Source organism: Proteus vulgaris (assembly GCF_016239305.1).
Taxonomy (GTDB): domain Bacteria; phylum Pseudomonadota; class Gammaproteobacteria; order Enterobacterales; family Enterobacteriaceae; genus Proteus; species Proteus vulgaris_C.
Genome location: NZ_JAEHOQ010000010.1, coordinates 21,005 through 34,913, shown reverse-complemented (window position 1 = coordinate 34,913; position 13,909 = coordinate 21,005). Strand labels below are relative to the sequence as shown.

Genomic DNA, 13,909 nt, shown 5'->3' with positions numbered 1-13,909 from the left:
GCTTTTATTTTGAACGTTTTACCTTTTATGGATCTTACCAATATGCCAATGAAACGTACCAAATCGATTAATCGTGATGCTTTTCGTAAAGCATTCCGTCCTTATCGTCTGGCGCCTGTTGCAATCGCCATCACTGCTGTATTTGCGCTTTCAGGATGTGAAGAGAGCGACGAGACAGTTTCACTGTATATGAACGCACAAGAATGTGCTCAAGCGAATCCGTCACAAGCAGCACAGTGTGAAGACTCTTATCGTACTGCATTACAAGAGGCACAGCGTACAGCGCCAAAATATGCCACATTAGAAGACTGTGTGGCTGAGTTTGGTGATGCTCAATGTACACAAACTGCTTCCATCGATGGACAGCCTGTTAGTACTGAAAATGTTAATAACCTAAACCCAGACAGCTCACAAATGGCACAAGCTAACTCAGGTGGTAGCTTCTTTATGCCATTAATGGCTGGCTATATGATGGGTCGCCTTATGGGTGGTGGCGCACCAGCACAACCACTGTTTAGCTCTCGTAATCCAACAAGTCCAGCAAATGGTAAATTTGTGGATGCGACAGGCCGTAACTATGGTCCTGCGGTCGGTGGTCGTCAAATGAACGTACCAAAAACAGCAATGACTCCAAAACCATCAACAACCTCAACGGTAACTCGTGGTGGGTTTGGTAATACGGTGTCAAGACAAGCAGCGGCTCAACGTACCAGTGCAACCAATAATAACCGTAGCTCAACGGGTTCATCTTCTTACCGTTCAGGTGGTTAATTAACACCATGAAACGCGAAAATATTATTGAACGCCCGGATTGGCGTGAAAAAGCGACTGAATTTGGCTTCAACTTTCATACCATGTATGGCGAGCCTTATTGGTCTGAAGATGCTTATTATCAATTCTCAATGGATGAAGTTGAAACTCTAGAAGAAACCACAGAAGAGCTTCATCAGATGTGCTTACAAGTCGCTGACAAAGTGGCAAACAGTGAAGAATTGCTAACACGTTTTCAAATCCCACGTCACTGCTGGGATTTTGTGCGTGACTCTTGGAAATCATCTCAACCTTCACTCTATTCACGTCTTGATTTAGCCTATGACGGTAAGAGTCCAGCCAAACTGTTAGAAAATAATGCAGATACTCCAACCTCACTATATGAATCTGCTTTTTTCCAATGGATCTGGCTTGAAGATCAAATCAATGCAGGTCGTTTACCGCAAAATGCCGATCAATTTAATAGCATTCAAGAAAAGCTAATTGATCGCTTTGCTGAGCTTCGTGATCAATACGGAATGCGCTATCTGCATATGTCTTGTTGCCAAGATACTGAAGAAGATCGTGGTACAGTTCAATATTTACAAGATTGTGCTGAAGAAGCTCAAGTAACGACAGACTTTGTCTTTATTGAAGATCTGGGTTTAGGTGAGCGTGGTGAATTAACTGATCTGCAAGATCAGATTATCAGCAATATGTTTAAGCTTTACCCTTGGGAATTTATGTTCCGCGAAGACTTCTCAACTAAACTGGCTGATGCTGGTATTCGCTGGTTAGAGCCTTCTTGGAAGAGCATTATCTCGAATAAAGCCTTATTACCAATGCTTTGGGAAATGTTCCCTAATCATCCTAATCTGCTACCCGCTTATTTCTATGATGGCAAAGCACCTGATTCATTATCACGTTACGTTATCAAGCCACTGTTTTCACGCGAAGGTGCAAATATTCGTATTGTTGAAAACGGTAAGGATATCGCTGTCGCAGATGGCCCTTACGGTGAAGAAGGTTTCATTGTCCAAGATTTTCATCCGTTACCAAAGTTTGGTGATAGCTATACCTTAATTGGTAGCTGGCTGGTTAACGACCAATCTGCGGGTATATGCATCAGAGAAGATAAAGAGCTTATTACTCAAGATCTCTCCCGCTTCTATCCGCATATTATTTTAGATTGATAGAAATCTTAAAATTATATTGAGCACCTTATTGCTTGTTAGCGGTAAGGTGTTTTTTTATTCAAAATAGCTTTCTATTTTGATGATTTCAATATAAGACTATATTCCAGAAATGATCATATCCATAGCAGACACTATTGCTGTATGGATCTCAGGCCTAACACACACAATATCAACTGTTCTTAACTTACTCTTTGCTACGGCTGTTATAGATTTCGTCATAACAACATATTTCTGATTATCTATTTCAATAACGGGTGCCAATATCTCTATTTGAGAGTTCTTATGTGATAACTGAGTAATCGGCATAATGACCCGAGAATCAATATCACTTAGTAGTTCATTTTGAATATCAATAAAATAAGGGTACTGGTCTTTCGATTTAAGGGATTTATTACGATATATTGTGTATTGAGACATCAAATAACCCCATATTCATCATCATCAGTAAATAACCCCATTTCCTGTTCGAATTCATTAAGAGCTTGAATGCCATTTTTATTTTCAGCTTTCCACTGTTCCCGCTTTTTTTCACGAATGGCATCAGATAACATTTGATCAAGTGTTGCTGATAAATTAATTCCAAGCTCTCGCGCTTCATCCACCAATTTTACAGTTAGATACACATTAACTCCTCGTTTATCTTTTTTACTCATCGTCAATGTTTTCATTATAAGCTCCATTTATGTGCATCATTTATGTGCATAAGTGTAGAGCAGATAATTATCAACATCAAACTGGGAGATATTCAAAAAACATAATTAACTTATTTAGAGAAATATAAAAAGCATTCATCTAATAGCTATGAAGTTTATCAAAATTTTCACCAAATAAAAATAAAATCAATATAAACAAAAGGTTAAAAACATTTATTATATCTATATAGAAAATTGGAAAGGTTAATAACGAGGGAAATATAATGAATCGATACATTAATATTTAATATAAAAAAGGCCAAATTCCATAAAATGGATTTAGCCTTTCACTTCTATCAATTAGTTTTATTGGATAGTTTTATCCAATTTGAAACGTCATCATGCTTAGTGATTTATTCACAATATCATTATTCAGTACTGTTACCTTTTCACCCGCTTGTTTTAAACCTAATAGATACAAAGCAGGTAAAAAATGATCGGGAGTAGGATGTGACAATCTCCCTTCTTCTGTTGATAAAATCGTAAATAACGCTTCTGGTACTTTATCGCTTTGTAAACTATCTTCGACTGTCTCATTAAAAGCCAATGCCCAAGGATAAGGTGTCGCATCGCTATTTTGCCAGTCCATCATTCTTAAATTATGAACGATATTACCGCTACCAATAATTAAAACGCCTTCTTTACGTAATTCAACCAGCTTTTGTCCTAACTCATAATGCCATTGTGCTGATCGGTGTGCATCAATACTTAATTGAACAACAGGAATATTCGCATTGGGATACATTTTTTCGAGTATCCCCCAACTTCCATGATCTAATCCCCATTGATCCATATCGAGTTTTAATTTAATCGGATCAATAAGATCTTCAATCAGCGCAGCTAAACCTATCGAGCCTCGCGCTGGGTATTCTATTGCATATAATTCTGCTGGAAACCCATAAAAATCATGAATTGTCTTTGGTTGCGACATTGCCGTTACATAAGTTCCATTGGTATACCAATGGGCAGAAATCACTAAAATTGCTTTAGGTTGAGGAAGCGTTTCCCCTAATTTTGACCAGAGGCGAGTATATGTATTGTCTTCTAATACATTCATTGGGCTACCATGTCCAATAAACAGCGCTGGCATCATTTTTGTGTCCATAATCACCTCTTATGGCTTGTGATCTTATGTCGTTAGCATAGCGCCTTCTTACTTGAAATATAGTCAAAGAAGTATGAAATAGTTATTCAAAAAATATGAAAAAAGCCACCTAAGTTTCCTTAAGTGGCTTAAATAAGTGTGTGTGTGTTTTCAGTGTCGATTATAACATGTTAATTTCAGCCAGCTTTTTTCTCCTCACGAAGACGATAAGCCACTAAATCTTCAATAGTTAGCACAGGCATATTGTGCTTTTTAGCAAAAGTAATCACTTCTGGTGCTCTTGCCATTGTGCCATCGTCATTGGTTAATTCGCATAACACTGCAACAGGTTTAAAACCAGCTAATGTTGCTAAATCAATCGATGCTTCTGTGTGTCCACCACGAGTCAATACACCACCAGGTTGACCTCGTAATGGGAATACATGACCTGGACGATTTAAATCACTTGGTTTTGCATTTTCAGCTGCTGCTGCACGTACTGTGGTTAAACGATCAGATGCTGAAACACCTGTTGTTACACCTTGTGCTGCTTCAATCGTTACTGTAAATGCCGTATGGAAATGACTGGTGTTATTTTCCACCATCATAGGCAAATCAAGTTGCTGGCGGCGTTCTTCTGTAATGCATAAACACACAATGCCACTACCATGACGAATAGACATCGCCATTTGTTCTGTGGTCATCGTTTCTGCTGCGAAAACCATATCGCCTTCATTTTCGCGATCCTCGTCGTCGAGCACCATCACGCCTTTACCAGCACGAAGGGCTTCAAGAGCAAGTTCAACACGCTCAAATGGATTACCGAATTCGGAAAGTAGCGTCTGATTCATGGTAAAAAAACCTCAATAATTAATGAAAGTTACCAGAACCAGGGCAGTCTTAGGAGTGGATCTCTGCTTAATAAAAATATAAGCAGAAACAACAGGAATGGATACAACGATCCTACTGATGCTATTTTATTCTCTCCCATCCAGACTTTAACTGTCGGCTCCAGAATCACACTGGATCTGCTGACCTTTGCATTACAATGGCAACACAAAGCGCTCGCGGGCTTTACTTGGATTTTCAAGTATCTACCGCCGGTGGGGACTTTCACCCCGCCCTGAGATTAACGGAGAAACTATACGCTTTAAAATTATAAGAGGCAATCATCAATCCGTGACAATACTTGTTTAATCACATAATCACTTTATGACATACGGTTATTTAACGATTTATAATAAAAAAATAACAATAATACTGATATCTGGTTTTATTCCCTTAGCCCTCATATTACACTTAGCCTCAGCTTTCTATTTTATTTGTGAGGACTTCCCATGTTGGACCCGAAAAAACTTGAACAAGTCGCGCGCCAAATCCAAAACGTTCTGCCACAAGGCATCAAAGATTTTGGTGATGATATTGATAAAAAAATCCGCACTGTTCTGCAATCTCAATTAAACAAGTTGGATTTAGTCAATCGCGAAGAGTTTGATGTACAGACTCAAGTCTTATTACGTACTCGTGAAAAACTAACACGCTTAGAACATCGTTTAAATGAGCTAGAAGCTGGTCTGATTGCAAAACCTCAAGCTGAAGTTATTCAAGCTGAAGATGTTGAAATTACAGTAGAAAAGCAAGCAGAAAATAAAGCTTAATCCATTTACTTTATTAGTTATTCTCTTTATTAATAAAGTAAAAACCCTGTATCTTACCCAGACACAGGGTTATTTTTTTATGCGCGGTAAATCAATTACTCACTATTTTAACTCTGGCCAATAATCTTTATTCGCTTCAATTAAATCATCTAAAATTGCTTTTGCGATAGTCGCACTTGGCACTGTTTTAGACATCGTAATGGCTTGCCACAGTTTCAAATAGGATTTTTCAATCCAGGCTTCTACCACTAATTTTTCAACGGCAACTTGCTGACTCATCATCCCTTTTTGGAATAATGGAATTTTGCCCATGACTAAAGGCTCTGGTCCATGACTTCCGACAATACAAGGGATCTCAACCATTGCTTCAGGATCAAAGTTAATTATTGATCCGTTGTTAGGAACGATTAGCAACATTCTTTCTTGAGTATTAAATGCGATAGCTGTTGCAAGATCGACAATGTAAGAGGCATGTTCATCTATTTCAAGATGACCTGCTGATGATTTACCAGCTGCTGTAATCGCTCGACAAGCGCTGAAAACGTTCTTTTCTCTATGCTCCATCACTTCATTAGCGCGCGTATGATGAGGATCAGAATGTGCAACGACATAATCAGGGAACAAATAATACTTCAAGTAAGTATTTGGCATAGTTGCTGGATCTAACGCCCAAACATCTTTAGCCTTACCAAAGGTATCATTCCAGCTTGCTTCAACAGGCTCTCCTGCTACTTTGGGAATATACCCATGCTCAGCAACATGTTTACGAATAATAGGCAGTAAATCATTACCTTGTAAGTCTTCAACTTGCGTCCACCAGCCAAAGTGATTTAAGCCGTAATAGCGGACACGCATCTCCTTGCGTGATTTTAATCCTGCAATTTGCGCCATACGTGATTCAATACCAATTGGCATATCGCAAATATTTAAGATTTTTGCGTTCGGCTTTAAGCGGCGAGTAGCTTCGGCGACAATCGCTGCAGGGTTAGAATAATTTAACATCCATGCATTTGGTGAATATTTTTCCATATATTCAACCAATTCTAATACGCCACCGATGGAACGCATACCATAAGCAATACCACCAGGCCCACAGGTTTCTTGCCCTAATACACCGTGGCGTAAAGGAATTTTTTCATCTTTTTCACGCATTGGATATTTACCAACACGAATGTGAGCCATAACAAAATCAACATCTGTAAAGGCAGTTTTAGGATCTGTGGTATAGCAAAATTCAATTTCAGGTGCTTTTTCAGTAAGAATTATTTCACAAGCTTTAGCAATGGTTTCTTGCCTCTCGGCATCATTGTCATAAAATTTGATGGCTCTTAATGGAAAACGTTTTAAATTTTCCAGTAGCATCAAAATAATACCGGGTGTAAATGTACTACCGCCACCTGCAATTACGACTGAGAACTTCTTCATTATATAGCCTCCGACAAGGTGATTTTTTGTGGATCTTCTTTCATAAGTTGTTCAATTTTGTCTCTTACTTGAGAGACGTGTAGCCCGATAATAATTTGTAATGCATGGCCTTTACGCACTACACCATGTACACCGAGCTCTTTAAAATAGGCATCTGTTTCAACTATCTCGTTATCCATCACTTCAATACGTAAACGTGTTGCGCAGTTATTTAAAGATTTGATATTTGCACTTCCCCCTAAGCCTTCAAGAATGCCTTTAGGAAATGCGAGTTTGCTGTCTTCTTTTGCTGTTTTTGAGCTATCTGAAACCTGTGACTTTTTATTTTTATAATCCTGTTTGCTATAGAGCTTGATCTCTTCGTCATCTTCTTCACGACCTGGTGTTTTTAAATTAAGTTTGATAATTAATGTTCTAAACACCACAAACCAAATCATTGTAAAAATAAGGCCTATGACTATTTGTGTAATAATCATTCCGTAATGGTTATGAAACATTGGGATCCAATTCATAGGAAGGAAATTATCGATGATCCCTCCGCCCATATTTCCAACAACTCCAAAGTGATAAAGCGTTGTCGCTAATGTGGCAGCTAACACGGCATGAATGGCAAACAATAACGGAGAGATAAATAAGAATGTGAACTCTAAAGGTTCTGTTATTCCCACGAATACAGCGGTCAATGCAGAGGGTATAAGCAAACCTGCAATTTTGGCTCTATTTTTAGGGGCAGCAGTAAAATAAAGAGCAAGTGCTATACCAATAGAACCAAAGACTTTGCTATTACCATGTAACGCAAAACCACCTTCTGGAAATAACTCTTTTAAAGATTCAGTGCTCTGACTGAAATATTGCATATTTTGAGCCCAATCAACTTGAATTCCATGTTCAGTGACTGCTGGGCCAAAAATAAACGGGCCATAAATAAAATGATGTAGACCAGTAGGAATTAAAATACGTTCAAGAAAGGTATATATCCAAACACCTAAAGAGCCTGATTCAACCATAAATACTTGTAAAGATTGAATACCAACTTGTACTTTTGGCCAGAAAAATAATGTTATCCACGCTAACGGTAACATGACGAAGAAACTAATTAATACAACATAAGAAGTTCCTTGAAATATACCTAAAAAAACAGGAAGCTGTTTATCAAAATAACGATTATGAATACCCGTAACTATACCCGCAATAATAATTGCCCCAATAATACTGGTATCTAATGTTTTAATTCCAGCTATCATTGTTAGGCCACTATTTCCACCAACCTCATTGGTAAAGTCCACACCAAAATAACTGCCCCAAACTATTCCCATTGCATTAATAAAATAATTCCATGTAAGAAAACTCACCATTACAGCAAGGCAAGCTCTTGCTTGTGCAGTTTTAGCTAAACCTATTGGTAAGCCAATTGCAAAAATAAGAGGCATATTACGAAAAACAGTCCATCCCCCCTCTTCAATAATATGAACAATTTGGGAAAATAAACTATCGGGTCTTAATAAATCTTCACTAATAAATAATGGATTCTGTAATAAAATGGCAATGCCTACAACAATACCTGCAAATGGAAATAGCAGGACAGGAGTAAACATGGCTCCACCAAATCGTTGTATTTGACTGAGCATAAAAATATCCTCTTATTTACTGCTACTGAAACGATATGCTATTTAATTCATTTTTATTCTGTAAATTCAGATTAAGTTCTTTTTTCTTTATTCTCTCATCTAAAATGAGTTATTCGTGATCTGATTCATACTAATCTTTCAAGCAAAGTGATCTCATTTTTGGTCAAAAAGCAGATCACTTTTTATTTTTTGATAACGTTCACATTTTAGAGGTATAAATGATTATCCTATATATCAAAAGATTAGATTCAGATAAATTAAATAAAGAGAGCCAATTTTAAGAATAAAAAGAGGTATAAAAGTGATCTACAAAGACATTGCAAAAAGCCTAAGAATTCAAATAAATTCGGCGGGATATCAAATTGGTGACCCTTTACCAGCAGAAAAATCATTAGCACAACAATACAACGTATCGAGAATGACAATACGTAAAGCAGTAGATTTATTAGTGACCGCAGGATTATTAGAACGAAAACATGGTTCTGGAACTTATATTAAAGAAAAAGATGTTCATCATGAAAATGCTAGCCTAAAAGGCTTTGTCGAATTAATGGCAAATACAGGTCACAATGTAAAAAGTGAAGTCATAGAATTTCGTGTTATTCCCTGTCCTTTATCTATAGCCAGTAAATTACGCATCAATTCAAATGAACGCATTTTTTATTCAAGAAGAATACGTTATGTTGATAATAAACCTCTTATTGTTGAAGACAGTTACATGCCTGTTAAATATTTTAGTAATTTAACCTTAACACATCTAGAAGGATCTAAATTTGATTTTATTGAAAATATTTGCCAAATAAAAATATCAGGAAGTTATGAAACTTTTCATCCTATTATGCCCGACAACAATATTTGTCAATTATTAAAAATAGAAACCAGCATTCCTATATTAAGACTCAGCACATTATCATATAGCACTCAGGGGGATTATATTAATTATTCAATTATGTACAGAAACACTCAAGATTATATTGTTGAGTATCATTTAAAAAGAGAACAATAATCATTAATAAAAATATCATTAAAAATTTATAGTAGTTGGATTTTTTATTATAAAAAAAGCACTCCAAAGAGTGCCTTTTGCAGTTAATTAATGCCATTATTTCTTTTTAATCGCATTAATAATGTTCGTTGTAGAAATGCCGTCTTCAAAATTCAGCACTTTTACCTCACCGCCTGCAGCCCAAACTTCTTTACTACCCGCGATATCTTCAGGTTTATAATCCCCGCCTTTAACTAAAATATCCGGTAAGACAGAAGCAATTAAGCGCTGTGGTGTATCTTCTTCAAACGCAACAACCCAGTCGACTGCACCTAAAGCACCGAGCACTGTCATTCGTTGTTCTAATGGATTAACAGGACGTGTTTCACCTTTTAATCGCTTAGTCGATGCATCACTATTAACAGCGACAATTAAGCGGTCACCTAGTTTACGTGCATGCGCTAAATAACTAACATGGCCTGCGTGAAGAATATCAAAACACCCATTAGTCATCACAATGCGCTCACCGCGCTGACGAGCTAATTCAACGGCTTGTTTTAATTGTTCTTCATCCATCATACCAAAACCGTTGTCAGCACGACCACGAATAGCATTTTCCAATTCAATAGGTGATACAGTCGATGTCCCTAATTTGCCCACGACAACACCTGCAGCCGCATTTGCAAGGAAACAAGCTTCACTTAGAGGTTTACCTGCAGCTAAAGAGGTTGCTAATACACCTATTACAGTGTCGCCTGCACCAGTAACATCATAAACTTCTTGGGCTTGTGTTGGTAAATGTAATGGTGCTTCATTCGCTCGAATAAGGCTCATTCCACGTTCAGAACGTGTGATCAGTAAAGCATCAAGTTCTAAATCTCGAACTAATTGAGTGCCTTTTTCCACCAGCTCATCATCGGTTTTACAAGCGCCGACAACTTGTTCAAATTCTGACATATTCGGCGTTAATAACGTTGCACCACGATACCGCTCAAAGTCACACCCTTTAGGATCGATTAATACTGGAACACCCGCTTTCTTTGCCAACTGGATCATTTCTTGAACATGAGAAAGTGCGCCTTTCGCGTAATCTGATAAAATCAGTGCGCCAATAGAAGGCAACGCTTGTTGAATACGTTCATAGATAGGTTGAGGATCAACATTGCTAAACCCTTCTTCAAAATCAAGACGAATTAATTGTTGATTACGTGAAAGCACACGTAATTTTGTAATGGTTGGGTGTGTCGCAACAGAGACAAAATCACAGCGTACATTGACCTGATTTAATGTATTACTCAATGCTTTTGCGGCTTCATCAATACCCGTTAAACCCACTAAACGTGAATTAGCTCCGAGTGAAGCAATATTCATTGCCACGTTTGCCGCACCACCGGGGCGCTCTTCTGTGGTATCTACTTTGACCACTGGCACTGGGGCTTCTGGTGAAATACGGCTTGTGGGGCCATACCAATAGCGGTCTAACATGACGTCACCGACAACCAGTACATTGGCCTTGTTAAAATCCGGCAGCGTTACTTTCATCCCATACTCCACATTTATTTTCAAAATAAGCCGAAATAATACCATAACTTGTTAAGCAAAAAGAGACACTCATAAACGTTCCTGCTAACAAACCCTTATTCGTGCTCACCAAGCCACTTTTGCTTGCTTTTTAATACGTGCTCTCGCTCTACAATAAAACAATTGTTATCCACAATCGCAGGTAACGCTTGTAGCGCAAGATGGTGTAATTCATTACGTAATGTGACATAAGCATGCGTCAAAGCCTGAGCTCCTTCTTCATCCATCACTTGATATTTTGCCATTAACTCAAAAATACGCACATTATCAGACCAACGCGTTAATGCAGGATATTGATGAGAAAAACGTAATACCAAATATTGTGCGATAAACTCAATATCTGTAATACCGCCTGATGAGTTTTTTAAATCAAACTTGTCTGCCTGTGTTGGTGCAAGATGTTGCACCATTTTTTTACGCATTTCGCGTACTTCATGTTGTAATACATTGGCATCACGAGAAAGGCACAATGTTTCGTGGCGAATACGGGAAAACATCTGTTGTAACTGCTCATCACCATAAATTATTCTGGCTCGAATTAAGGCTTGATGTTCCCATGTCCATGCTTCATTTTTCTGATATTCATCGAAAGCTTGGATCGTACTTACTAACATTCCTGATTCACCGGAAGGACGTAAACGCGCATCGACTTCATACAATACGCCAGAGGAGGTTCGTGTACTGAACAAATGGATAATACGCTGTGCTAGGCGTAGGTAAAACTGACGAGCATCAATCTGTTTTGCTCCAGTTGTCATAATATTCATTGGACAGTCTAATAAAAATACCAAGTCCAAATCTGAGCTATAGCCTAATTCCCATCCTCCCAATTTGCCGTATCCAACCACCGCAAAACCTAGCCCATCACGATTAACTAAATGTTCAGGTTCACCATAACGCTTCACCATATATGACCAAGCTTGATGAACAACAGCATGAATGATGGCTTCCGCTAGGTACGTTAAGTGATCGCTAACTTTCATCACAGGTAATACGCCCGTGATATCTTCCGCAGCAATGCGCAACAGTTGAGCTTGTTTAAATTGGCGCAGAGCTTCTAGTCGTTGCTCTTCATCTTCTTCTGGTATACGTAATAAATATTGATGTAATTCATCACGATATGCATCTAAAGGTAGTGGCTGATAGAGTGAATTAGGATCAAGTAATTCATCTAACAGTAAAGGATGAAGTGCCAACTGTTCTGCGATCATCGGGGAAGCTGCACATAATCGTATGACATGAGTGAGAACTTCATCAGACTCTTGCATCAACTCTAAATAGGTTGTACGACTAACGATGCTTAATAGTAACGGTGTGACTCGTTGTAACGTAACTAGCGTTTGAGGTTGCTGGCAAATCTTAGCCAGTAACTTTGGCATTAATGTATCAAGAACATCTCGCCCTCTTGGCCCTATCGTTCGCTTACCGATGTCTTGGCGAAATAGCTGTAATGTCTGATTAATCGCATCCAATGATTCAACAGTGAGTGATTGATGAAATAATGACGAGGTTTCAGGTAAACGCCCAAGTAACCAGAGACGTTTAAACTCAGAGATATCTTCGTCTTCATCATTTTCATCTTCTTCACCAATTAATTGCGTGAAAATAACAGATACTGCCTGCATTTTGTGGTCAATTTCTTGATAAAGCGTTTCCCAATTATCATATCCCATTGCAAAAGTGAGCCGCGCTTTATCTTCTTCATTATCTGGTAAGGTTTGCGTCTGCTGATCTCCAATGGATTGTAATAAATTTTCTAATCGACGAAGAAAGAGATAGCTTTCAGCTAATTGTGTTGTTTCTTTTTCTGTTAATAATTCAAGCGTTGTGATCGCCTTTAAAACCGTTAATAGTGAATTACTCTGTAGATCAGGCTCTCTACCACCGCGAATTAACTGAAAAACTTGTGTAATAAATTCGATTTCACGAATACCACCCGCACCGAGTTTTATGTTATTAATCATGCTACGGCGACGTACTTCACGACTTATCATGGACTTCATATTTCGTAGCGATTGAATAACACTGAAATCAATATAGCGACGATAAACAAAAGGACGTAGCATTTGGCGTAAAACTTGGCAATACGCTTTCTTTTCAGCCCCTAATACACGCGCCTTGATCATCGCATAGCGCTCCCAATCCCGTCCTTGCTCTTGGTAATAATCTTCAAGCGCTGCAAAACTCATTACCAAAGGGCCACTTTCTCCAAATGGGCGCAATCGCATATCAACACGATAGACAAAGCCATCAATAGTGTGTTGATCCAGTACTTTAATCAGCTTTTGACCTAATCGTGTAAAAAACTGAGCATTATCAAGCTCTCGACGCCCACCTTGGGTAAATCCATTTTCAGGATAAGCAAAAATTAAGTCGATATCAGAGGAAAAATTAAGTTCAAATCCGCCCAATTTTCCCATACCTAAAATCAGCAATGGTTGAGGTTTACCTTCACTATCACAAGGTGTTCCCCATTGTTGGCAACATTGCTGATAAAGCGCGTCTCTTGCAACACAAATTAGGGTTTCAGCCAGTACACTTAAATGTTTTAGCGCACAAGGAATATCGCCTAATTGGAAAAATTGTAACCACGCAATGCGCACTAATTGTTGATGGCGAAATTGACGTAAGATCCGCATAACACCATCTTCATTATCAACATTAGCTAACATTGCTGTTAATTGAGTTTCATAATTCTGCCATTCGGCACCCGTGGGGGGATTTTGCCTGATATCAGTCAACCATTGAGGATTAACCCGAAAATGCTCGGTTGCAAAAGGACTAAATGCGAGAAATTGTTGTTCTTGCTCACTAAAAGGCGCCAGCGCATTAAGTTGAGAAGAAAACCCACACTGTGCTTTATCCCACAATGATTGAAGTACACTGATAACAGACATAAATAGGCTCTCA

At 38.3% G+C, this 13,909-nt stretch carries 13 protein-coding genes and 1 riboswitch; of the genes, 4 read left to right on the top strand and 9 right to left on the bottom strand.

The genetic code is table 11. The features are described from left to right. The first annotated feature begins 42 nt into the window (after positions 1–42). Complete coding sequence (locus JEP40_RS09165; protein ID WP_198623309.1) at positions 43–771, top strand: DUF1190 family protein; 729 nt, start codon at positions 43–45, stop codon at positions 769–771. 8 nt (positions 772–779) lie between these two features. Further along, positions 780–1,943 carry a glutathionylspermidine synthase family protein gene (locus JEP40_RS09160; protein WP_198623308.1) on the top strand — a complete coding sequence of 388 codons (1,164 nt, stop codon included), beginning with the start codon at positions 780–782 and terminating at the stop codon, positions 1,941–1,943. A 99-nt stretch (positions 1,944–2,042) separates the two neighbouring features. Here JEP40_RS09160 and JEP40_RS09155 read toward each other — a convergent pair whose 3' ends face one another. The 4 genes from JEP40_RS09155 to ribB all read right to left on the bottom strand — a co-directional run bounded on the left by JEP40_RS09155 (position 2,043) and on the right by ribB (position 4,573). Next, positions 2,043–2,363, bottom strand: a complete 321-nt coding sequence (locus JEP40_RS09155; RefSeq protein ID WP_198623307.1) for a CcdB family protein — start codon at positions 2,361–2,363, stop codon at positions 2,043–2,045. After that, positions 2,363–2,614 (bottom strand): type II toxin-antitoxin system CcdA family antitoxin, encoded by a 252-nt coding sequence (locus JEP40_RS09150; RefSeq protein ID WP_088494646.1) that lies wholly within the window; start codon positions 2,612–2,614, stop codon positions 2,363–2,365. The genes JEP40_RS09155 and JEP40_RS09150 overlap by 1 nt, the downstream gene beginning before the upstream one ends. Before the next feature lie 343 nt (positions 2,615–2,957). After that, positions 2,958–3,743 carry a 4,5-DOPA dioxygenase extradiol gene (ygiD, locus tag JEP40_RS09145; RefSeq protein ID WP_198623306.1) on the bottom strand — a complete coding sequence of 262 codons (786 nt, stop codon included), beginning with the start codon at positions 3,741–3,743 and terminating at the stop codon, positions 2,958–2,960. A gap of 176 nt (positions 3,744–3,919) precedes the next feature. Next, positions 3,920–4,573: a 3,4-dihydroxy-2-butanone-4-phosphate synthase gene (gene ribB, locus JEP40_RS09140; RefSeq protein ID WP_198623305.1), complete on the bottom strand. Its 654-nt coding sequence runs from the start codon at positions 4,571–4,573 to the stop codon at positions 3,920–3,922. A gap of 124 nt (positions 4,574–4,697) precedes the next feature. Continuing rightward, positions 4,698–4,857, bottom strand: a riboswitch (FMN riboswitch). 202 nt (positions 4,858–5,059) lie between these two features. Here ribB and ubiK point away from each other — a divergent pair. Then, positions 5,060–5,380 (top strand): ubiquinone biosynthesis accessory factor UbiK, encoded by a 321-nt coding sequence (ubiK, locus tag JEP40_RS09135; protein WP_198623304.1) that lies wholly within the window; start codon positions 5,060–5,062, stop codon positions 5,378–5,380. A gap of 102 nt (positions 5,381–5,482) precedes the next feature. Here ubiK and JEP40_RS09130 read toward each other — a convergent pair whose 3' ends face one another. Together JEP40_RS09130 and JEP40_RS09125 are read right to left on the bottom strand one after the other, a co-directional pair. Beyond that, entirely contained in the window at positions 5,483–6,805 is a 1,323-nt protein-coding gene (locus JEP40_RS09130; protein WP_198623303.1) for a 6-phospho-alpha-glucosidase, read from the bottom strand. Continuing rightward, the gene (locus JEP40_RS09125; RefSeq protein WP_198623302.1) at positions 6,805–8,433 is read right to left on the bottom strand and encodes an alpha-glucoside-specific PTS transporter subunit IIBC; all 1,629 of its coding nucleotides are present in this window, start codon (positions 8,431–8,433) and stop codon (positions 6,805–6,807) included. The genes JEP40_RS09130 and JEP40_RS09125 overlap by 1 nt, the downstream gene beginning before the upstream one ends. A gap of 301 nt (positions 8,434–8,734) precedes the next feature. Between JEP40_RS09125 and JEP40_RS09120 the strand changes: the two genes are divergently transcribed. Further along, positions 8,735–9,439, top strand: a complete 705-nt coding sequence (locus JEP40_RS09120; RefSeq protein ID WP_198623301.1) for a GntR family transcriptional regulator — start codon at positions 8,735–8,737, stop codon at positions 9,437–9,439. A gap of 96 nt (positions 9,440–9,535) precedes the next feature. On the opposite strand, the gene hldE is transcribed toward JEP40_RS09120, so the two are convergent. Genes hldE through glnE form a run of 3 tightly spaced genes read right to left on the bottom strand, consistent with a single transcriptional unit; the run spans position 9,536 to position 13,896 of the window. Then, positions 9,536–10,960 carry a bifunctional D-glycero-beta-D-manno-heptose-7-phosphate kinase/D-glycero-beta-D-manno-heptose 1-phosphate adenylyltransferase HldE gene (gene hldE / locus JEP40_RS09115; RefSeq protein ID WP_198623300.1) on the bottom strand — a complete coding sequence of 475 codons (1,425 nt, stop codon included), beginning with the start codon at positions 10,958–10,960 and terminating at the stop codon, positions 9,536–9,538. Continuing rightward, positions 10,935–11,069 (bottom strand): hypothetical protein, encoded by a 135-nt coding sequence (locus tag JEP40_RS19195; protein WP_269814763.1) that lies wholly within the window; start codon positions 11,067–11,069, stop codon positions 10,935–10,937. The genes hldE and JEP40_RS19195 overlap by 26 nt, the downstream gene beginning before the upstream one ends. Further along, positions 11,056–13,896, bottom strand: coding sequence for a bifunctional [glutamate--ammonia ligase]-adenylyl-L-tyrosine phosphorylase/[glutamate--ammonia-ligase] adenylyltransferase (gene glnE / locus JEP40_RS09110; protein WP_198623299.1), 2,841 nt, complete (start codon positions 13,894–13,896; stop codon positions 11,056–11,058). Before glnE ends, JEP40_RS19195 begins: the two co-directional genes overlap by 14 nt. Between the last annotated feature and the right edge of the window lie 13 nt (positions 13,897–13,909).

What these genes read in the sequence shown, in the direction of transcription:
- ribB (WP_198623305.1), bottom strand. Translation starts at nt 4,573, where the DNA reads ATGAATCAGACGCTACTTTCCGAATTCGGTAATCCATTTGAGCGTGTT.
- glnE (WP_198623299.1), bottom strand. Translation starts at nt 13,896, where the DNA reads ATGTCTGTTATCAGTGTACTTCAATCATTGTGGGATAAAGCACAGTGT.
- JEP40_RS09165 (WP_198623309.1), top strand. Translation starts at nt 43, where the DNA reads ATGCCAATGAAACGTACCAAATCGATTAATCGTGATGCTTTTCGTAAA.
- JEP40_RS09155 (WP_198623307.1), bottom strand. Translation starts at nt 2,363, where the DNA reads ATGTCTCAATACACAATATATCGTAATAAATCCCTTAAATCGAAAGAC.
- JEP40_RS09130 (WP_198623303.1), bottom strand. Translation starts at nt 6,805, where the DNA reads ATGAAGAAGTTCTCAGTCGTAATTGCAGGTGGCGGTAGTACATTTACA.
- JEP40_RS09160 (WP_198623308.1), top strand. Translation starts at nt 780, where the DNA reads ATGAAACGCGAAAATATTATTGAACGCCCGGATTGGCGTGAAAAAGCG.
- JEP40_RS09125 (WP_198623302.1), bottom strand. Translation starts at nt 8,433, where the DNA reads ATGCTCAGTCAAATACAACGATTTGGTGGAGCCATGTTTACTCCTGTC.
- hldE (WP_198623300.1), bottom strand. Translation starts at nt 10,960, where the DNA reads ATGAAAGTAACGCTGCCGGATTTTAACAAGGCCAATGTACTGGTTGTC.
- JEP40_RS09150 (WP_088494646.1), bottom strand. Translation starts at nt 2,614, where the DNA reads ATGAAAACATTGACGATGAGTAAAAAAGATAAACGAGGAGTTAATGTG.
- ygiD (WP_198623306.1), bottom strand. Translation starts at nt 3,743, where the DNA reads ATGGACACAAAAATGATGCCAGCGCTGTTTATTGGACATGGTAGCCCA.
- ubiK (WP_198623304.1), top strand. Translation starts at nt 5,060, where the DNA reads ATGTTGGACCCGAAAAAACTTGAACAAGTCGCGCGCCAAATCCAAAAC.